A 21,163-nucleotide genomic window follows, 5' to 3' on the forward strand; every position below is an offset into this window, starting at 1 on the left:
TGATTAACCTGCACCATTTGTACTTGCCTCTGACATTTCTAGCTTGGTCAGGCGCTCTTTCCAGCAACCAGCCCCATCTGGGATTAATTCTAATAATTCAATATAATTGTCGTGCACTTGTTTTATTTCACCGTGATACAAGCCAATATAATTACCCACTGTCACTCGATAAAGCGTGTCATCAGTCGCTTTGATCAGTGCCCAAGTATTGTCAGCACGACCGATAGTCCCTTGCATAACTAAATTATCCAATGGGTATTTCTCAAGTGGTTGACGAACCCTATTAGGGTCTGGATGTAAGCAATTTTTAACTTGTACTAAATTGTTTTGGATTATTTCTGGCTTAGGTGCCACAAACGGGCTGCGTAACTTACCAGCACTATATTCAAAATGCTCAAATTTTGTGATTTCAGGTATCGGTTCAACTTTAGGCGTCGTACTCGCTTTTACTTGATCAATAAACTCTTTTTGTTCAGAAGTATCATCATTACAAGCAGTAAGCACAATAGCCATTGCAATAACTAAGGGAAGCTTCTTCATTTTTTAGTCCCCCCTTCATAACGATAAGTCTTTGCAACAACACTAAAAGTTAATTCGCCATTACCGAGTGTTTGAATCGTAAAGTCATGTAAACTAACAATACGCGGTAACTGAGCAACTTTACCAACAAACTCACCAAATTCATGATACGTTCCTACCACTTCTATTTTAATTGGTAGTTCTGTATAAAACTCTTTTTCAATTTCTGGTAACCAGCCAATTTTCAAAAAAGTTAAGCCACTAGTTGTACCAACATAAGATAAATCATCTAGTAAACCAGGAGTCTCATTGGAGGTTGGTAAGCGTTTTAAGAGCTGCGAAAACTTATCTTCCATTTCAACCATTTGTTGACGATATATTTCCAAGTTACTCGCAATCGCATATTTTGCTTTGTATGTTTGGCGCAGTTCAGTTTCTTTAGCTACTGCACTGTGGTAGCTAGCAATTTCATCTGAAACTAATAAGCTATAGCTAAAATACAAAACAATTGCAGCCACAAACGCACAACATAGCGCTTTCACTGCTATGGGCCAATCGCCCATATTTTCAAGTTCTATTTCATTCCAATCTATTTCTGTTAACGCTTTGATATCAAGGTTCATTACGTGCCTCACCTATCTGATCAAAAGGCTTAACATAAAAATCCATATTAAAGTCACTCAACAATCGCGACGTTTGCTCACCAGCTACAATGCCTTGCATAATCGGTCGTTCTAATAAGTAAGAACCTTGCACTTGGCGCAACATAGTCGATAAGCGATTATTGGATTCACTGCGACCGATAACATGAATGCGATTATCATGTCGCTCTAGTTTAGTTAAATAAACACCGGCAGGGACTATATTGGCCACTTCATCCATAATTTGTGTTCCCAAATTACGGTTACTTTGTAACTCTTCAATTAAGCGCATACGTTGTTGTAAGTTCTCTTTTTTCTTATCTAGCTCATTAATTTCACGAATACGTTGGTTTAATAATGCTATTTCAGTATTTAAGAAGTTGTTCTTTACATTCTGCCCTTCACGTAAGCTGCTGTAAAAAGAGCTTAATAAATACATACTCAAGAAGCTAACAACAACAACGCCGAACAAAATTGTAATGAACTTGTTCTGGGAATCTTTTCTTTGTTGTTCGCGCCATGGCAATAGATTTATATGTGGCATGATGAAAAGCTCCTTAAAGCCAATCCTGTAGCTATCGCAAACTGAGTGCGATGACGCTGTAACATATTACGGTCAACCTTCGGCGAAATTTCAAGATTTGCAAATGGTTCAGCAACAATGGTGTGGATTCCTAACTCTTCAATTAGCAACCTATCTAAGCCTTCAATCATGGCGGTTCCGCCAGTCAGCACAATGTAATCGACTTGATCTTTACCACTAGTAGTTAAGAACATTTGTACCGCACGCCTTACTTGTTGCAATAACGATGTCTGGAATGGCGCAAGAACTTCAAACGTGTAATTTGGTGGTAAGTCACCTGTTGTTTTACCTATTTCAGCTTCATCAAAGCTCTTGTTGTAATAAGCAACAATACTATTGGTATATTGGTCGCCACCGAAAACTTGGTCACGAGTGTAAATTGTTTCACCTTCCTGTACTACGCTGACAAGCATCAATACAGCACCAATATCAACCACGGCAACACACTTGTTGAAAGCATCACTAGGTAGTTGTTGGTAGTAAATATCCATTGTTCTACTTAGTGCATAACTTTCAACATCAACAACCGCAGCCTTTAAGTTTGCAGCTTCAAGTGCACCGACTCGCGCTTGCACACTTTCAGTACGAGCTGCAGAAAGAAGAACATTTACTTTACTTGGATCTGCTTCGTTGATTGCCAGCTTTTCGAAATCGATATTTACTTCATCAAGTGGATATGGAATTAAGCTATCAGCTTCAATGGCAATTTGTGACTCTAATTCAGCATCTGTTAATGATACATCCATAAAAATCACTTTCGTTATTACAGTTTGACCAGAAACAGCGACTGCTGCAGTTTGAACTGATTTAGGAATTTTTCTTTTTAATTTAGCGATAACATTGCCTATCGCTTCTATGTCTTGAATAGAACGCTCAGACATAGCGCCTTTTGGCATAGGTTCAATAGCTAACGCTTCAAGCCGCATACCTGCGTCTGTTTCTTGCAGCAACACTGCTTTTATACAGTGCGATCCGATGTCAATTCCTACCATCATAGATGAAGGCTTTTTAAATAGCTGACTTAGCATGTTTGCAACTTTGCCTTTGTTTTAATAATAAACAAGTTATAATTTTTATCTGAAAAAATATTATTCATTTTTTAATCAATATATACTAGCAGTCTCCGATTCTAATTGGGAGTCCATTTAGGGAAAATATAAGTGATTTTATTAAAGCGAACTTTACAATTTATTATCATTTGCTCATTCTTAGGGCTAATCACTTTAGTTGGTCTATACTATTACGTTAAACCTGACATTCCTAGCGTTCAGGTACTAAAAGACGTTCAATTACAAACACCTATGCAAGTATTCTCACGCGATGGTTTATTGATTAACCAATTCGGTGAAAAACGACGCATTCCCGTTACGATAGATCAAATCCCTCAACCATTAATCGATGCTATTTTAGCAACAGAGGATAATCGCTTTTACGAGCATATCGGTATCGATCCAATTGGTATTGTTCGTTCTGCCATTGTACTCATATCCACAGGTGAAAAGAAACAAGGCGCAAGTACGATAACTATGCAGCTTGCCCGTAACTTCTTCTTAACCCGAGAAAAAGCATACATCCGTAAAGTCAAAGAGATCTTCATCGCTTTACATATCGAAAGTATATTAACTAAAGACGAAATCCTCGAATTATATTTAAATAAAATTGAACTTGGTAACCGTGCTTTTGGTATTGGTGCTGCAGCACAAGTTTATTACGGTAAGGAATTAAATGAACTTACCTTGGCGCAAATGGCAATGATTGCAGGTTTACCTAAAGCACCTTCAGCACTAAATCCTATACGTAACCCTACCCGTGCTAAAAGCCGTCGTAATGTTGTTTTAGGACGTATGTTAACCGAAAAGTACATTACGCAGAGTGAATACGCAGAAGCCACTAAGGCGCCTATTACTGCAAAATTCCACGGCGCAGAAATTGAAGTTTATGCACCATATATCTCTGAGATGGTGCGTGCTGATATGGTTGAACGTTATGGCCATGAGCGCGCTTATAATTCTGGTTTTAAGGTCTACGCTAGCGTTGACTCAAATATTCAGCAAGCAGCACAAGATGCCATTGTTGATAACCTACATGCTTACGACATGCGTCATGGCTACCGTGGTGCTACGGCACAGTTATGGGACAGTGAAAACGAGAGCCCACTTAGCCAAGAAGAAATCTTAAATAAACTAAAAGATGTTAAAGAATTTGGCCCGTTATTGGCTGGTGTTGTAACAAATGTCGCAGAACAGTCAATCGATGTGCTTTTAAAAAGCGGCGAACAAGTTACTATTGAGTGGGATGGCTTAAAATGGGCACGTAAATATATTACGCGATACCGTCAAAGCTTCGCACCAAAAACCGCTGGTGAAATCCTAACGGCTGGAGCGCAAATTTGGCTGCGTAAAAATGCAGATGACAGCTATATATTAAGCCAAGTGCCCGAAGCTTCGAGCGCATTGGTTTCACTAGATCCACAAGATGGTCGTATTAAAGCGATTGTTGGTGGTTATAGTTTTGAGCAAAGCCAATACAATCGTGCAGTCCAAGCAAAACGTCAAGTAGGTTCAAACATTAAGCCGTTTATTTATTCAGCGGCACTTGAAAATGGATATACACTCGCTTCTATTCTGAATGATGCACCAATTAATCAGTGGGATAAAAGTCAAGGTGTCGCATGGCGCCCGAAAAACAGTCCTGCGGTTTATAATGGACCTATCCGTATTCGTAGAGCACTTGCCCAGTCGAAAAACGTAATTTCGGTACGCTTATTACGTGGTGTTGGTCTTGAGCGCACAGCCGATCATTTGCTTAAGTTTGGTTTTTTAAACAGTGATATTAACCGTAGTGAATCGCTGGCACTTGGCAGCGCCTCTATCACTCCTCTTGAACTTGCGAGGGGGATGAGTACTTTTGCTAATGGTGGGCACTTAATTACTCCATACTTTATTTCAGAAATTCAAGACTCTGCCGGAAATGTGTTATTTAAAACAGAGCCTGAACTTGCCTGTGATGAACCACAACAAGCCATTACCCCTGAATTTGCATCTCTGGATGATACTCAGATAAATATTCCAAATACTCAGGTTACTAGCACCCCACGTTGTGCACCACGAATCATTTCAAAGCAAAATGCTTTCTTAATTTCACAAGCTATGCACAGTGCTATTTGGGGTGGCGGTAGCTGGACTCATAAAACGGGTTGGAGTGGTACAGGCTGGCGTGCACAAGCCCTTGGTCGTCGTGACCTAGCCGGTAAAACAGGTACCACCAATGACTCTGTTGATACTTGGTTCAGCGGCTTTAACCGCAATGTGATGACTTCGGTATGGGTTGGTTTTGATAACCCAGGTAAGGCCCTTGGCCGTTCGACCTATAATAATAACCTCGATAAATCGCAAATATCTGGTGCAGAATCAGGCGCTAAAACAGCGCAACCGGCATGGGTCGACTTTATGCGTGCAGCCCTTGATGGTATGCCAGAAGCACCTATTGAACTTCCTGAGGGGCTAGTATCGGTTCGTATCGACTTAGCGACGGGCCTTTTAAGCCATAAAAACGATTACACTAGTCGCTTTGAGTACTTTATTAAAGGCACTGCGCCAACCAAGTATGTACTTGATCAACCTACTGATGTGTTTGAAGAAAAGCTCAGCACAGAAGAAGAGCTGTTTTAAGCAATTTGTATAAGTAGTTGTGATAATAAAAAAGCGCCCAAAGGGCGCTTTTTGCTTAGCCATTTAAACTAAGATCAGCAAAATTATTTTAGGTTATTCATTAACCAATAAAGATCTGAGTGAATCCCCGCTGCGGTGACCTCTTTGCCCGCTCCAGGGCCTTGGATCACCAATGCATTATCTAAATACCACTGTGAATTAATTACAAAGATATTATCGCCCGGTTTAAGACCTGCTAGTACATCATCTTTGCCAACATTGACTAAGCCAACTTGTGCTTTGACCTTACCATCTACTAATGTAATAGCACCGGTATAGCGCACAACTTTATCTTCAGCTGCAGCCAAGTTTGCTTTTTCAGTCATAAAATCATCGAGTAGCTGCTTATTTGCAAGAAAATCTTGCCAGCTACCTATTGCTAACGCTTCAGGCATGAGTGGAGTTAAAGCAATGTCATCAAGCTCTAAATCAAGACCGAGATCTCGCGCTAAAATTAGCAGTTTACGCTGCATATCGCGGCCAGATAAATCTTCACGAGGATCTGGCTCTGTATAGCCCATATGCTGAGCTTGAAGCACTAAATCTGAAAACGGCACACTGCCATCATAGCTGCTGCATAACCATGACAAGGTACCTGAAAATACCCCTTCAATACGGTTAATTCTGTCACCACTATTTTGTAAATCAGCTAAAGCAAAATTAATTGGTAAACCTGCCCCCACACTGGTGTTATAGCGCCACAATAAATTTCGCTCGGCTAAATTATTACGTAATGTTTGATACCAACTACTGGCGGCGGTGCCAGCATATTTGTTTGCACTGATCAAATGGCAGTTAAGTTCTATAAAATCAGGATAAAACTGACTAAAGGCCTCACTGGCTGTAATATCAATCACTACTTTGTGTTCATAATCAAGCTCATTGATACGTGCTAATAACTCAGCTTTGTTGTAGCTTTGCGCTTCGTTGTGCCATTGCTCTTGCCATGTTTCAGTATTTAAACCACTGGCACTAAAAAGCATTTGCTTTGAGCGTAAAAGAGCAACAACTTTTACTTTATACTGAGCAGATAAACGAGCAAACTGAGCTTGTAGTTGCGATAAGAACACCTCACCCACATTACCAAGACCAGCAACGATAATGGCCAGCTCTTGGCCTTTGTTGACTAATTTGTCATGTAGAAGAGTTAAAACATCACTATCAATTGCCTGGTCATTTAAGATCAACACATAGTTATCATCTTGTTGTACAAAACGAGGATGAATGCTTTGCTCTTTTAAAAGCGCTGTCGCTTGATCTGTAAGCGTAATTACATCAGTTGTTGGTGCAACCACTGCACAACCACTTAAATTAGACTCAACAATATTGGCGCGACCCGCTAAGTGGCCTACAACCTGATGAGTGCTTTGGCCTGGCACTAATAAGTAAGTATCGCCATCTTTAGTAAAGTGGTGCAGGCTGTGCTGGATTAACTGGCTTAGTTCACCTACTTCACCACTACTAAGTTTATCAACCCGTAATAAATCGATGTTATCTAAGGTAGTAATAAAACGTTTTGCTTTGCTATAGCCTTCTTTTACTACTTCGGTTGGCGTTGCATCGCAATCAAAGCTACTTCTAACAACTAGCTTGATCTCGGTGCCTTTTAACGGCGATAACGTCTTAGCATGCAGTACAGGATTACCTAAACGTGCTAATAAGTTAGCTTGCTCGCGACAAACCTTGGCATATTTAAGCGCATTTTTAACTTTACGAGGATCTGTACTAAACACGCCTTGTGTATCGGTCCATATAGACACTTGTTTCGCAAAAGTATAACTGGCCAGTAACGTCGCACTGTAATCACTGCCGTTGCGCCCTAATGTAACCGTATTGCCTTGGCAATCCACAGCTATAAAGCCCGTTACTACGTTTATGTGTGACTTACTAATTATACTTGTGCATTGCTGCTGATTTTTTTGATGTAATAGTTGCCCGTCATTTAAAGTAAATAACTGCCTTGCATCAACATCTTGCGCAGCGACACCGAGCTGATTTAGGTAAGCGGCCAACAAGCGCGCCGACCATACTTCACCATGGGCAAGTAAAGGCGCCTCAAGTAACTGCTGTTGACTAATTAATTCATTTAAAACCGCAAGCTCATCATTTAGCTGCGCCAACGCCTGTTGTTTATTCTGGCCTGTAAGTAATTGCTCAATTAAGGCTCGTTGATTGTTATCAATAAGCAATAAAATATCGTTAACAGCTTGCCTATCTTGCTGCTGGTAACTTTGCCAAAGTTTTACTAGAGTATCGGTTGTTTTACCTGATGCCGACACAACCACACAGTCACCCTGCTCTGTATTCGCTAGAACGATGTTAGCTACCGCATGATAACGATCTGCAGAGCTTAAGCTTGAGCCACCAAATTTATGAACAATATTTACCATCTCTTCTACCACAATGCCGTATGCGCAGGCGTTAACTTAAATGACGCGTTTTGTTGTGTATCTTGCTGTGTTTGTTTTACTTCAGCTTTAGCAGCTTGCTGGCCTTGACCTGGTTTTACTAAATTGAAAACACGGTCTAAATCTGCGATAAGATCTTTTACATCTTCAATGCCTACAGAAATACGGATCAAAGTATCGCCCACACCGGCTTCAAGGCGCGCTTTAGGCTCCATGCCTGCGTGGGTCATTGTTGCAGGGTGACAAATCAAGCTTTCTACCCCACCTAACGACTCTGCAAGGCTAAAGTCTTTAAGACTGGTTAAAAACGCTGCAGCATCGTTAATGTCGCCTTTAATATCAAAGCTCACCATGCCACCAAAACCACGTTGCTGTGCTTTAGCAAGCTCATGTTGTGGGTGAGAAGCAAGGCCTGGATAATAAACTTGGCTTACAAAAGGAGAGTTTTCTAAATACTCCGCAATCGCAAAAGCATTTTCTTGATGCTGCTTTAAACGCACATTTAAAGTACGTAAACCACGAAGCGTTAAGTAACTGTCAAATGGTGCACCAGTAATACCGATATTATTTGCCCACCAAGCAAGCTCATCACCTAGCTCTTGCGTAGCAGCAATCACCGCACCGCCAACCACATCAGAGTGACCATTAATATATTTAGTAGTTGAGTGAACAACAATATCAACACCAAACTCAATTGGGTTTTGCAGCGCAGGTGATAAGAAGGTGTTATCAGCCGCAACTAAAGCATCACACTGCTTAGCAATACTAGTGATTGCTTTAATATCTGTTAAACGCAAGATTGGATTACTTGGCGTTTCTATCCAAATCAACTTAGGTTTAATCGATAAAATTTCTTGGAGATTTTCAGATTTCGTTAAATCCAAAACTTTTAGTTTTAACAGGCCACGCTTTTCAAGCGAAGTGAATAAACGATAACTACCACCATAGCAGTCATGTGGGATCACTAAGGTGTCGTCACTGTTTAATAGCTGAGTCGCTAAATGCACTGCTGACATACCTGTTGCAGTAATAATACCTCTAGCGCCACCTTCAAGTTCAGCTAAGGTTTCAGCTAAGATATCGCGATTCGGGTTACCGCTGCGGCCATAGTCATACTGGCGCTTAGTATCAAAATCAGCAAATGAATAGGTGGTTGATAAGTAAATTGGCGGTACAACCGCGCCATGATGTTTATCGGCTTCGATGCCGTGACGAACAGTAATCGTCGCTTTATTTTTATCGCTCATTTCATCACCTATTCCTGAACTGGATGTTTAGACGTCTAAAAGGTTAGATGATCAAATATGAGAAGTCAAAGCATTTATCGCTCACACATAGAAGTTTATACATTTACACCACTAGATGGCTAAATAACTAGTATTTGACTATCTTTTTTAAAGAGATAGAATTTCCGCATCTTGCGCTGTGAATAAGGCGTAAATCACTGACAACCGAGGCAACGAAACAACTTATGGCTAAATGGAACGGTGAATACATTCACCCATATGCAGAACACGGTAAAAAATCAGAACAAGTAAAAAAGATTACCGTATCAATCCCACTTAACGTATTAAAAGTATTAACTGACGAGCGTACACGCCGCCAGATCAATAACCTGCGTCATGCGACGAACAGCGAGTTATTGTGTGAAGCTTTCTTACATGCTTTTACAGGTCAACCATTACCAAATGATGACGACCTTCGTAAAGACAACCCTGAAAAGGTACCTGAAGAAGTTAAAAGAATTATGCAAGAAATGGGGTTAGATATCCCAGTGCTTGATTCAGAATAAGTATTTCGGCCATCGGATCACCGCCGATAATCGCAGATATAAAAAAACTCAGCCAAGGCTGAGTTTTTTATTAGCGTTATACAATTTGAGTAATTAAGTTTAACGCATGTAATCTTCTGGCATCTCGATTTGCGCTACACCTGACTCCACTGCAGCTTCAGCAACAGCACGTGCAATACGAGGTAATAAACGCGGGTCCATTGGCTTAGGAATGATGTACTCAGCACCAAACTCTAGTGACTCAACACCAGCCGCTTTCAGTACTTCATTTGGTACAGACTCTTTAGCGATACCACGAATAGCGTGTACTGCCGCAATTTTCATTTCATCATTAATTGCCGTTGCACGCACATCAAGCGCACCGCGGAAAATAAACGGGAAGCAAAGCACGTTATTTACTTGATTAGGGAAGTCTGAACGACCCGTAGCCATAATTAAATCGTTACGTGCACTGTGCGCAACTTCTGGTGCAATCTCAGGATCTGGGTTTGAACACGCAAACACGACTGGTTTATCAGCCATTAGCTTAAGATCATCTGCAGTTAATAGGTTAGGACCTGATACACCAACGAATACATCAGCATCAGCAATAACATCTTGTAATGTACGCTTATCAGTATTATTAGCGAATAGTTGCTTATACTCGTTTAAGTCATCACGACGAGTATGGATCACACCTTTACGGTCAAGCATATAGATGTGCTCACGTAGTGCGCCACATTTAATTAAAAGCTCCATACAAGCAACTGCGGCAGCACCGGCACCTAAACATACAATAATGGCATCTTCGATATCTTTACCTTGTACTTCAAGGGCATTAAGCATACCGGCAGCAGTAACAATAGCTGTACCATGCTGGTCATCATGGAAAACGGGAATATCACAGCGTTCAATAAGCGCTTTTTCGATTTCAAAACATTCTGGTGCTTTAATATCTTCTAAGTTGATACCACCAAAGGTATCAGCAATATTAGCAACCGTATTGATGAAATCTTCTGTTGTGCGGTGTTTTACTTCAATATCAATTGAATCAAGGCCAGCAAAACGTTTGAATAATAAGGCTTTACCTTCCATTACAGGTTTTGATGCAAGCGGACCTAAGTTACCTAAACCTAAAATTGCGGTACCGTTTGAAATAACCGCAACCATGTTACCTTTACCTGTGTACTTATAGGCATTTGCTGGATCAGCAGCAATTTCGCGGACCGGTTCAGCCACACCTGGGCTATAAGCTAAAGCGAGATCGTTAACCGTTTCGGCTGGCTTGGTTAGTTCAACACTAATTTTACCTGGAACGGGGTGAGCGTGGTAATGTAATGCTTGTTCACGAAAATCTGACATAACGCGATAGTATCCTGCAAAAAGTTAAAAAGTGAGAGAGCTTGCATCAGTACGATACCTGTAATGTATAAAAATTCCAAGTATTATCAGGTCTATCCTGTTATAAGCTATATCGCTTAATTTTAAAGGATTTCCCCACAATTTCTGTGCATAGTTGCGATTAATTAGACATAAAAATTCACCTATTTATGGCCTTTTAAGCACGTGTTTTTGTATTTTGTATGCACGAACACTGCAAATAGCCGAAATTAACCTAAAACCGCCATTTCAACGAAGTTCACAGCATTTAATTACGAAATTATTTAAAATTATTATTTTTAATAACTTTTAGATACCAATACGCTTAATTAAGTATTATTGCGGATTGGTATGCATTTATACAAAAAAGAATATAGTCAAGGGTTTACACTTTGTCTGCACAATTAGCGACATAGTGGGCATAACACTCAGAAATAGTTATGCAAAAGAAATAAGTGAAGATGGTAAGTTAGTGATGAGTTCAAAGTATACTTAATGAATTTTAGGTATAAAAAAAGCACCCTAAGGTGCTTCTTTTAACTAAACAGCAGAAATTACTTCTTGCTGCTAAGTGCACCGAAGCGCTTGTTGAAACGATCAACACGGCCGCCAGTGTCTAGAATCTTTTGCTTACCAGTGTAAAACGGGTGACACTCAGAACATACGTCTAAGTGGATGTCTTTACAAAGAGTTGAGCTAGTTTCGAATTTGTTACCACATGAACAAGTTGCAGTGATAGCTTCGTACTTAGGGTGAATACCTTCTTTCATAGGGAACCTCTAGTTAAGGCCGTATCGCTCTCCAAACCCGAAGTCTGGCACCATACGCAGTTAATACAATTAATAGGCCGCGTATTTTATAGCTCAAGTGACCTTGCGACAAGCTTTAAATGCATCTTTCGCTAAAAAAATAATCAAGTGGCCTGTTGTTCAGTATTTGTTGGTAGGTTTTTAACAGTAATTTTAGTACATTATCCTTCTATCTTTGTTTCAGTTGAGTTGTTATGCACTTTGTAGAAGTTGCCATAAAAGTCCCTTTACAGCGTACCTTCGATTATAAAGTTGAACAGCTGCTGCATAGCCCTGACTTAAAGCCAGGTATGCGAGTTCGTGTGCCATTTGGCAGTCAAAAAAAGGTCGCTGTGGTACTCGCTATAAAAACATCAACAGAAGTTCCTGCAGACAAAATTAAAGCTATTATTGATGTAATAGACGACACACCAGTTTTATCAGAGCAGCATCTAGCCTTGCTAAAATTTACTGCCCGCTACTACTGTTACCCATTGGGTGAAACCATTCATACGGCACTTCCGGCTGCTTTAAGACAAGGCGAATGTCCAGATAAAACCAGTATTAATATGGTTGAGCTGACCGATAAAGGCGCAAAGCTTCCATCACTAAAAGCAAAAACCCAGTTGAGTTTATTAAAGCAGCTAGCCGAATCGGGCAAATCATCTGTTACTGAATTAAAAGCACTCGGATTTACAAAAAAAACCATCGACGGCCTACTCGATAAAGAATTGATCACTCAGTTTATCGAACATGATAACCAATGGCAGCAACGCGTGCCGACCGTTGGAAACAAACCAATTCTTAATAAAGAGCAAGCCGTTGCCTGTACAAGCATTAATCAAGCTTGCGGCTTTACTAGCTTTTTACTTGAAGGGGTTACCGGAAGTGGTAAAACTGAAGTGTATTTGCAATGCCTAGAAGAAGTACTTAAAAAAGGTCAACAAGCCTTAGTATTAGTGCCCGAAATTGGCTTAACACCTCAAACCGTTAACCGTTTTCGTCGCCGATTTCCTGATACACCAATAATGCTATGGCATTCAGCACTAACAGACAATGAACGCTTACAAACCTGGCGTTTCTGTGAAAAAGGCAGTTGTGCCATAGTGATCGGTACACGTTCGAGTATTTTCTTACCCTTTTTATCGCTTGGGATGATCATTGTTGATGAAGAGCACGACAGCTCGTTTAAACAGCAAGACACGTTACGTTATCATGCCAGAGATTTAGCCGCTTATAGAGCATACCAGCATAATATTCCACTGGTTTTAGGTAGCGCCACACCGGCACTTGAAACCTTACACAAAGCAATTAATAACAAATATCAGTTATTGAGTCTTACTGAACGCGCCCAAACCAGCACTGATAATCAGTTCCAATTAATCGATATGAAAGGCCAACCAGAACAAGCTGGTATTGCCCATGCCAGCCTTGCCTATATGCGTCAACATTTAGAGCGAGGCAAGCAAGTGATGGTGTTTTTAAACCGCCGAGGTTTTTCACCTACCCTCATATGTCATGAGTGTGGTTGGCTAAGTGAGTGCTCACGTTGTAGCACTAGCGCAACCTTTCATAAAGCCATTGGCCAAATGATTTGTCACCACTGTGGTGAGCAACATCAGGTGCCCCATCAGTGTCCAGATTGTGGCAGCACGCAGATTTTTCCAAATGGTAAAGGCACTGAGCAAATTGAAGAGTTTTTAACACAAACCTTCGCTGATATTCCGATTAGTCGTATTGACCGCGACTCAACCCGTCGTAAAGGCAGCTTAGAGAAAGCACTTGATGATATTAATCAAGGTGGTGCTCGTATCTTAGTCGGTACGCAAATGTTGGCAAAAGGCCACCACTTTGCCGATGTGAGTCTCGTTTTAATCTTAGATGTCGATAGTGGTTTATATTCCTGTGACTTTCGCGCGACAGAGCATTTAGCACAGCTAGTTACACAAGTGGCAGGCCGTGCTGGGCGAAGTGGTGAGCCAGGGCAAGTATTACTGCAAACTCACTTTCCTGAGCATCCACTACTACAAGACCTAGTAAATAATGGTTACCAAGATTTTGCCCGCTATGCACTCACAGAGCGAGAAGATGCGCAGCTTCCACCTGTCACTAATATGGCCATGGTTCGTGCAGAAGGGCATAACATTAATCAAGTGGTCGATTTTTTAACTGATTTGGTTCCTGTCCAGAACGTATCTGGTATACAATTGCTTGGTCCGATACCTGCGCCACTGGAACGTGTAGCAGGTAAATATCGCTTTCAATTACATATTCAGGCGCAGGAACGCTCTCACTTACACCAATATTTAGCGCAGATGGTTGACTATATAAGTACTAGTAAATTAGCGCAAAAGGTGCGTTGGAGCCTAGATGTTGATCCTATAGATATGATTTAAGGCCAATTAAGAATCATGGCACAACACGATTACATAAATAAAAAACCAGCAAATCGAAATAATAAAAAACAAGCCCCGGCAAAAAAGCCCTTCCCAATTTTTCTTGTTTTAATTGCGCTTATCTTAGTAGGCGGGTTTGGTTACGGCTTGTGGTATATCAAACATAATGCCGATCCTGAGTTAGTAGAGCAGCAAGCAAACCCAGTTAAAAAAGAAGAAGCTATCATTCCGCCTCCTAAAACGCCTGAGTTCATTAAGGAGATTAAAGAGCATGAAGTTCAAGTCGAGGTCAAAGAGATTGAACAAAAAGGCCCTTATGTAATGCAATGCGGCTCTTTTAGAACCATGGCACAAGCACAAACATTAAAAGCAAAAATCGCTTTTGCAGGCTTAGTTGCCGAGGTAAAGAAAACACAAGGCAGTAATGGTATTTGGTATAAAGTGCGCTTAGGCCCTTACGAAACCAAACGTTTAGCCGAAAGTGACAAGAATAAACTTAAACGCATCAAAATAATGGGCTGCGGAATTTGGCTTTGGACTTGATTTTAGTTCATTCACCCATATAAACACCTCATCAATCGCTTTTTACGAGCGGCTTCGCCGCTCGATGATGAGGAATAATCATGACCACTATTGTAAGTGTACGCCGCGACGACAAGGTCGTTATTGGTGGCGACGGCCAAGTTTCACTTGGTAATACCGTAATGAAGGGCAACGCCCGCAAAGTTCGACGTCTTTATAATGGCAAAGTAATCGCTGGTTTCGCTGGCGGTACTGCTGATGCCTTCACCCTTTTCGAACGATTTGAAAGCAAACTAGAAATGCACCAAGGTAACCTGACTAAGGCTGCCGTAGAAATGGCCAAAGATTGGCGTAGTGATCGCGCACTTAGAAAGCTCGAAGCACTATTAGCAGTCGCAGACGAAACTGCTTCATTAATTATCACAGGTAACGGTGATGTTGTGCAGCCAGAAAACGACCTAATTGCGATTGGCAGTGGTGGTAACTTCGCACAATCAGCAGCCACAGCGCTACTAGAAAATACCGACCTAAGTGCACGTGACATTGTAGAGAAAAGCCTAACAATTGCAGGCAATATCTGTGTATTCACGAATAATTTCCAAACTATTGAAGAATTGTAATAGGAACTGCCATGTCTGAGATGACGCCAAGAGAAATCGTTCACGAGCTTGATCAACATATTATTGGCCAAGCTAAAGCTAAAAAAGCAGTTTCAATCGCGCTACGTAATCGCTGGCGCCGTATGCAACTGAGCGACGATTTACGCGCTGAAGTAACACCAAAAAATATTTTAATGATTGGTCCTACTGGTGTGGGTAAAACTGAGATTGCTCGCCGCTTAGCCAAACTTGCTAATGCCCCTTTCATTAAAGTTGAAGCAACCAAGTTCACTGAAGTGGGCTATGTTGGTAAAGAAGTTGAAACGATCATCCGTGATTTAGTTGATATTTCAATTAAAATGACACGTGAACAACAAACTAAAAAATTTAAACACCGCGCTGAAGAGGCGGCAGAAGAACGCATTTTAGATGCTCTTTTACCACCAGCACGCGATACATTTGGTGAGTCAAAAACAGAAGAGAACTCTTCTACTCGTCAATCTTTCCGTAAGAAATTACGTGAAGGCCAATTAGACGACAAAGAAATTGATATCGATGTTGCACAAGCACAACCAAATGTTGAGATCATGGCTCCTCCTGGTATGGAAGAAATGACCAACCAGCTACAAAGCATGTTCCAAAATATGGGTGGTGATAAGCGCAGCAAGCGTAAGCTGAAGATCAAAGAAGCATTCAAACTATTAGTTGAAGAAGAAGCCGCAAAACTTGTTAATCCTGAAGAGTTAAAAGAGCAAGCTATCTTCGCGGTAGAGCAAAACGGTATCGTTTTTATCGATGAAATCGATAAAATCTGTAAACGTGGTGAAGCTTCTGGCCCAGATGTTAGCCGTGAAGGTGTACAACGCGATTTACTACCATTAATCGAAGGCTCAACGGTAAGCACTAAACACGGCATGGTTAAAACAGACCACATGTTGTTTATCGCATCAGGCGCATTCCAAATGGCTAAACCATCAGACATGATCCCAGAGCTGCAAGGTCGTTTACCAATTCGTGTTGAGCTTGAAGCGCTTAGTGCTGATGACTTTAAACGTATCTTAACTGAGCCTCACGCTTCATTGACAGAGCAACAACGTGAGCTGTTAAAAACAGAACAAGTTGAGGTTGAGTTTACAGATGATGCCATTGAACGCATTGCGAAAGCGGCTTGGCAAGTAAATGAAAAAACCGAAAACATCGGTGCACGTCGCTTACACACAGTGATGGAAAAACTAATGGAAGAAATTTCATTTGATGCCTCAGAAAAAGCAGGTTCAACACTGACAATTGATGCCAACTACGTTGAGCAGCATTTAGGTGCACTTGTTGAAGATGAAGATTTGAGTCGCTTCATTCTTTAATCAACAATTTAGCGTTATAATCAAAAGCCTCCAGTTGGAGGCTTTTTAGTTTATAAATCGTACATACGAGGCTCACATGAAAGAAGTCACTAAAGTGCATTATCACAGCGTTAGCAAAGTATTAGATGTTCATTTTGATGATCAGACTATTGCTCAATTTAGTGCTGAATTTTTGCGTGTTCACTCACCTTCAGCTGAAGTACAAGGACATGGTAATGAGCCGATGAAACTAGTGCTTGATAAGCAGCAAGTAGGAATTAGCAAGATTGAGCCTGTTGGTCATTATGCAATTCGACTGGTATTTAGCGACAATCATAATAGCGGTTTATTTAGCTGGCACTATCTTAGCGAGCTACATGCTAACCATGACGAGCTTTGGCAGCAATACCAAGCTAGAGTCACCGAGCACGAAGCAAATAAGGACAGTGTGCCTATTAAGTTCGTGCCTTAATATTTGTAAAACAAAAAAGCGCGATGACGACACCGTCACCGCGCTTTTTTTATATACCCAAACCACCTCAAGATGCGAGTTTCAGTTGGAATTAAAAGCGATTTAGGCAAGGCATTGATTGCAAGTAATAGTTGTTCTATTGTTCAAATCAATAACGCAGTATAAATCGCTTTTAAACCAACCCGTTGGGCGCTTCACAGGAACTTACTCTCATCCTTGTTACTTCTTAAAAGGGACTGACTCTTGCAAAGTAACGCCTTGATATTAATCACCTGTGAAACGCTGAACTCTGCATCTTGGGGTGGCTTGGGTATACTCATTAAACTTTAAACTTATCTATTGCCTGATAAAGTACACGCGCTTGCTCAGACACTTCTTCGCTAGTTTGTGCGTTAGTTGCCGCATGGCCTGATGCCTCTTGAGCGATATCACGAATACGTACCACGTTTTTGTTCACCTCAGAAGCCACTTGGCTTTGCTCATCAATTGCTGTAGCGATATGAGTACTCATATCCATAATGGTTTGAACATCTTCGGTGATTGAGCGCAGTAACTCACCGGCTTTAGTTGCCTGTGCTGCACTTTCGCCACCTTGTGTACGACATTGCTGCATAATGCTCACCACTTCTTGAGTGCGCCCTTGTAAGGTTGAAATGATACTCTCGATCTCTTGAGTTGAGTCTTGAGTACGCTGCGCAAGTGAACGTACTTCATCAGCAACCACCGCAAAGCCTCGACCTTGCTCGCCAGCACGTGCTGCTTCAATTGCCGCATTGAGTGCCAGTAAATTTGTTTGCTCAGCAATGCCACGAATAACATCAAGTACAGAGCCTATTGTTTCGGCGTCTTTTTCTAACTGTGAAACCACACTTGAGGCATTACCAAGTGAATCGGATAAGTGATTAATTTGCACCACTGTTGATTCAACTTCTGAACGGCCTTGCTGCGCACTTAAGTTAGTTGACTCAGCTTTTTTCGCTGCAGCTTCAGTGTTGTGCGAGATATCTTGAATCGTCGCCTGCATTTCAGTCGCCGCTGTGGCAACCATATCGGCTTCATGAAGTTGTTCTTGCATACCTGAACTGGTTGCTGCTGTCGTTTCAGATAAATGCTCTGTAGCCACATTAAGGGTACTTAGCGCTGTATTTACCTCATAAATAAGCTTTTTGAAATCACTAATCAAACTATTAAAGTCGATCGTCATAGTGGTGATTTCATCTTTACCTGATTGAGTAATCGACATGCTTAAGTCGTTATTACGACGAATCTCGTTAATCGTGTGGTACACACGTTCAATAGGCTGAATAATTGAGCGGCTAGTAAAGTAAACTAATACCATCACTAAAATGCTCGCAATAATAAATACAATGAGTGCAATTAGCTGCGCAGTGGCTGCACTTGATTCGACGAAGGCCTTTGTTTGATCTGTCAGCTCTGTAACAATAGCATCACTGAGTCCAACACTGTGTTTCATCTCACCGAGTGCACCTGAATCTAAATCCAGACCTAAGGCAACTTGTGCATCAACTAAAGCCTTAAATTTACTTTGATAAGTCGCAAGCAAATTAATTAATTGATTTTCGTAATTTGCATCGAATCCAGCATTTTTAATTTCTGATTGGAAGTTTGTGACTAAATCGTTAAATTTACTCAGATATTTTAAGTCAAAGCGCAACATAAAGTCTTTTTCTGCGCGGCGAAGCTGTAGCATTAAAGCTAGTAATTTATAGTTTTCGCGCTCACTTAATAATGTTTCTACTTGATGCACCGCACCACGTAAATCACCATAAAGTGCATCTTTAGGGTGTAAGCCAATTTTCTTTTGTAGTTCCACAACTTCATTGAAGTCATCGTAATAAGTTTTCGCAAGACGTCTAAATTCATTTAGATTAGATGAGTCCATCGACAAATCTTTCACTAACTCGTCTAGTCTCGCCATTTTAATTTTTAGCTGCGAATACTCTTTCTCAAAAAGCTCAAGGCTATCGACATCTTTGTAAAACAAAAAGTTTTTTTCATGCTTACGCATCGCAAGTTCATGAATGTCGAGCTCCTCCGCATTTTGAATTGTTTCGTTGAGCTTAAGCATCATGCGCGACTCAAAGATGATTACACACAGCATCACAATCATTGCAAGACCAACAACGAGCGCGTTTAACTGTAAACGACGCTTAATAGTTAAGTTTTGTAATACATTCATTCAAAGTGCCTTATAGAAACATGCATTTAAAGTATAGCTAAACTATTTAAAGCAGCTAATAAAAAGTGGTTAAATTTGCCGTGCATTTTCCAGTATAAGGTACCTTTAAACAATCAGCTTTTCTTCTAAATCAACCTTTTGCCATAGGTTTTTATGTAATTGTTCCAGTTTTCCCCATTGTTTTTTTTGCAACCAATCAACCAAGGGCGCTGGATCGCTGGGAAAATTGAGTTTTTTGTTCTGTGGAGATTGCAACCAATCATCCATCGCATTAGGGTTTAAATAGCTCATTACATGTGCAGCTCCCATCGACAATAAAGTCTGCGCATTAATCCCCTGCTCAAATTGCTTACCAAGCGGTTTTAACAATAACTTTTTACCAAGCTGCAATGCTTCACTTGCAAGTTCAAACCCGGCGTTACCAATTACACCACCAGCATTGGCTAGGTCATTTAAAAACCCAACGCGTGAGGGAGCCCGCAAATGAATATTCCCGATTGAACAATCTTGCGCATCAGGGTGATAACAATAAAACTCACGTTCAGGAAAGTCTTTTAAGTACTCAACTACACTGTCTAGATTCTCAAAAGGCAGGTAAACCAATACCTTATTTTCGACCATAACCGGGTTATCATGATGATGATTGGCAATAAATGGCGGAATTATGTTCTCTGCATAGGGTTGCCAATGGACACCTAAATAAACACTGGCTGGCGCATAGTTACGGATCAGCGCACGGCGAAAGAAGGCACGGCCAAACATCGGTACTTTATCAGATAAAAATGCAGCTTGGTGGCTCATACCAATAACAGGGATACCTTGCTGTTTAGCAGCCCACGCGGTGATTGGTTCAAAGTCATTAAAAACTAAATCATAGTGACGCAAATCAAGGTTTTTTATATCTCTTATAAGCTGAAGTGGGCGCGCATTTTTTAATGTTTTAAAGCTATCAACTTGCCCCGATTTGCTGGTAAACGACAAGCCGCGAAAAGCTCGATAATCAGCAAACTCGTCCATATCAAAGTAGTCTTGTTCTTTACGGCCCGAGAACACATAGTCAACATCGACTCCCAACGCTTTAAAAGTTGTTGCCATCACTCGAGCTCGAGTAATATGTCCATTACCCGTACCTTGAATACCGTACAAAATTCTCATATAGATTCCACCACCATCACTGCTAATACTGCACAACTTGATCCCATCACTGCACCAATCACTACATCAGCGGGGTAATGCACACCAATAATCACCCTTGATGCCGCCACCCCTGATGCCCACATCAACCACAGCACAGCAAATTCAGGAAAATACATAGTCAAAATAGTCGCCACCACAAATGCCCCTGCACTATGTCCTGACGGTAAGCTAAACTGATCACTTGGTACTAAATAAGCGCCTTGCACTAAGCAATCGCAAGGCCTTACCCGCGCAATCCGCTTTTTAGCTAAAAAGTAAATAGGCCGCTCAATTGCAAAGCCCACCAATATACTCATCGCAAGTTGCTGAAAATGCAGCTGCTCGGTAAACCACCAAAAACCAAAAAACAACATTACGTAAAGTCCGCCATCGCCACTTTTCGAAAACCCGAGCGCTGATCTTCTGAGCCAAATTGGCGAAGCATCGTTAAACACACTTAAAAACAGCTGTTCATCCACTTTTGCCAATTTAGTAAGTATGTTGTTTGCCATGGTGAGCTCCTTATCATACTTTGCGTCTAATTTTTATACTCATCTCAGCTTAGGCGCTAAAAATAACAATTAGGTGACGCTTTTGAGACACTAATGTTGCGATAACGAGATTCCTTTGATTTAAACTAATAAACCACTATTAAGTC

18 protein-coding genes are annotated in these 21,163 nt (G+C 41.0%); 7 read left to right on the forward strand and 11 right to left on the reverse strand.

Features of this window, described 5'->3' with window-relative positions; translation table 11 throughout:
* Window positions 1–3: 3 nt before the first annotated feature.
* The 4 genes from HCZ11_RS14085 to HCZ11_RS14100 are packed head-to-tail and all read right to left on the reverse strand — an operon-like array spanning window position 4 to window position 2,771.
* A complete protein-coding gene (locus tag HCZ11_RS14085; RefSeq protein WP_130049795.1) occupies window positions 4–540 on the reverse strand; it encodes a pilus assembly protein PilP in 537 nt (178 codons plus the stop codon).
* On the reverse strand, window positions 537–1,142 hold the full coding sequence (locus HCZ11_RS14090) for a type 4a pilus biogenesis protein PilO (RefSeq protein ID WP_130049796.1): 606 nt from the start codon (window positions 1,140–1,142) through the stop codon (window positions 537–539). Before HCZ11_RS14090 ends, HCZ11_RS14085 begins: the two co-directional genes overlap by 4 nt.
* Entirely contained in the window at window positions 1,132–1,704 is a 573-nt protein-coding gene (locus HCZ11_RS14095; RefSeq protein ID WP_167658721.1) for a PilN domain-containing protein, read from the reverse strand. The genes HCZ11_RS14090 and HCZ11_RS14095 overlap by 11 nt, the downstream gene beginning before the upstream one ends.
* Window positions 1,692–2,771: a pilus assembly protein PilM gene (locus HCZ11_RS14100; RefSeq protein ID WP_167658722.1), complete on the reverse strand. Its 1,080-nt coding sequence runs from the start codon at window positions 2,769–2,771 to the stop codon at window positions 1,692–1,694. Before HCZ11_RS14100 ends, HCZ11_RS14095 begins: the two co-directional genes overlap by 13 nt.
* A gap of 132 nt (window positions 2,772–2,903) precedes the next feature.
* On the opposite strand from HCZ11_RS14100, the gene HCZ11_RS14105 reads away from it, so the two are divergent.
* On the forward strand, window positions 2,904–5,414 hold the full coding sequence (locus HCZ11_RS14105) for a PBP1A family penicillin-binding protein (protein WP_167658723.1): 2,511 nt from the start codon (window positions 2,904–2,906) through the stop codon (window positions 5,412–5,414).
* Between the two features lie 83 nt (window positions 5,415–5,497).
* Here the strand turns inward: HCZ11_RS14105 and metL are convergent, their stop codons facing one another.
* On the reverse strand, window positions 5,498–7,843 hold the full coding sequence (gene metL, locus HCZ11_RS14110) for a bifunctional aspartate kinase/homoserine dehydrogenase II (protein ID WP_167658724.1): 2,346 nt from the start codon (window positions 7,841–7,843) through the stop codon (window positions 5,498–5,500).
* Window positions 7,844–7,848: 5 nt separating this feature from the next.
* Entirely contained in the window at window positions 7,849–9,108 is a 1,260-nt protein-coding gene (metB, locus tag HCZ11_RS14115) for a cystathionine gamma-synthase (protein WP_167658725.1), read from the reverse strand.
* A gap of 224 nt (window positions 9,109–9,332) precedes the next feature.
* Here metB and metJ point away from each other — a divergent pair, with 224 nt between their 5' ends.
* Entirely contained in the window at window positions 9,333–9,653 is a 321-nt protein-coding gene (gene metJ / locus HCZ11_RS14120; RefSeq protein WP_036973203.1) for a met regulon transcriptional regulator MetJ, read from the forward strand.
* Between the two features lie 99 nt (window positions 9,654–9,752).
* On the opposite strand, the gene HCZ11_RS14125 is transcribed toward metJ, so the two are convergent.
* Both HCZ11_RS14125 and rpmE read right to left on the reverse strand, forming a co-directional pair.
* Window positions 9,753–10,994: a malic enzyme-like NAD(P)-binding protein gene (locus HCZ11_RS14125; RefSeq protein WP_130049802.1), complete on the reverse strand. Its 1,242-nt coding sequence runs from the start codon at window positions 10,992–10,994 to the stop codon at window positions 9,753–9,755.
* A 572-nt stretch (window positions 10,995–11,566) separates the two neighbouring features.
* Complete coding sequence (gene rpmE / locus HCZ11_RS14130; protein ID WP_036973208.1) at window positions 11,567–11,782, reverse strand: 50S ribosomal protein L31; 216 nt, start codon at window positions 11,780–11,782, stop codon at window positions 11,567–11,569.
* Window positions 11,783–12,015: 233 nt separating this feature from the next.
* Between rpmE and priA the strand changes: the two genes are divergently transcribed.
* The 5 genes from priA to HCZ11_RS14155 all read left to right on the forward strand — a co-directional run bounded on the left by priA (window position 12,016) and on the right by HCZ11_RS14155 (window position 17,129).
* On the forward strand, window positions 12,016–14,196 hold the full coding sequence (priA, locus tag HCZ11_RS14135) for a primosomal protein N' (RefSeq protein WP_167658726.1): 2,181 nt from the start codon (window positions 12,016–12,018) through the stop codon (window positions 14,194–14,196).
* Window positions 14,197–14,211: 15 nt separating this feature from the next.
* Window positions 14,212–14,739 (forward strand): SPOR domain-containing protein, encoded by a 528-nt coding sequence (locus HCZ11_RS14140; protein WP_130049804.1) that lies wholly within the window; start codon window positions 14,212–14,214, stop codon window positions 14,737–14,739.
* An 80-nt stretch (window positions 14,740–14,819) separates the two neighbouring features.
* A complete protein-coding gene (hslV, locus tag HCZ11_RS14145; RefSeq protein ID WP_054552816.1) occupies window positions 14,820–15,338 on the forward strand; it encodes an ATP-dependent protease subunit HslV in 519 nt (172 codons plus the stop codon).
* An 11-nt stretch (window positions 15,339–15,349) separates the two neighbouring features.
* Window positions 15,350–16,678, forward strand: a complete 1,329-nt coding sequence (gene hslU / locus HCZ11_RS14150) for an HslU--HslV peptidase ATPase subunit (RefSeq protein WP_130049805.1) — start codon at window positions 15,350–15,352, stop codon at window positions 16,676–16,678.
* A gap of 76 nt (window positions 16,679–16,754) precedes the next feature.
* Complete coding sequence (locus HCZ11_RS14155) at window positions 16,755–17,129, forward strand: gamma-butyrobetaine hydroxylase-like domain-containing protein (protein ID WP_130049806.1); 375 nt, start codon at window positions 16,755–16,757, stop codon at window positions 17,127–17,129.
* 319 nt (window positions 17,130–17,448) lie between these two features.
* On the opposite strand, the gene HCZ11_RS14160 is transcribed toward HCZ11_RS14155, so the two are convergent.
* From HCZ11_RS14160 to HCZ11_RS14170, 3 genes are all read right to left on the reverse strand, one after another.
* A complete protein-coding gene (locus HCZ11_RS14160) occupies window positions 17,449–19,329 on the reverse strand; it encodes a methyl-accepting chemotaxis protein (protein ID WP_167658727.1) in 1,881 nt (626 codons plus the stop codon).
* 105 nt (window positions 19,330–19,434) lie between these two features.
* A complete protein-coding gene (locus HCZ11_RS14165; RefSeq protein ID WP_130049808.1) occupies window positions 19,435–20,484 on the reverse strand; it encodes an MJ1255/VC2487 family glycosyltransferase in 1,050 nt (349 codons plus the stop codon).
* Window positions 20,481–21,017, reverse strand: coding sequence for a phosphatase PAP2 family protein (locus HCZ11_RS14170; protein WP_130049809.1), 537 nt, complete (start codon window positions 21,015–21,017; stop codon window positions 20,481–20,483). The genes HCZ11_RS14165 and HCZ11_RS14170 overlap by 4 nt, the downstream gene beginning before the upstream one ends.
* Window positions 21,018–21,163: the final 146 nt, after the last annotated feature.

Source organism: Pseudoalteromonas sp. HF66, assembly GCF_011806445.1.
Lineage (GTDB): Bacteria > Pseudomonadota > Gammaproteobacteria > Enterobacterales > Alteromonadaceae > Pseudoalteromonas > Pseudoalteromonas apostichopi.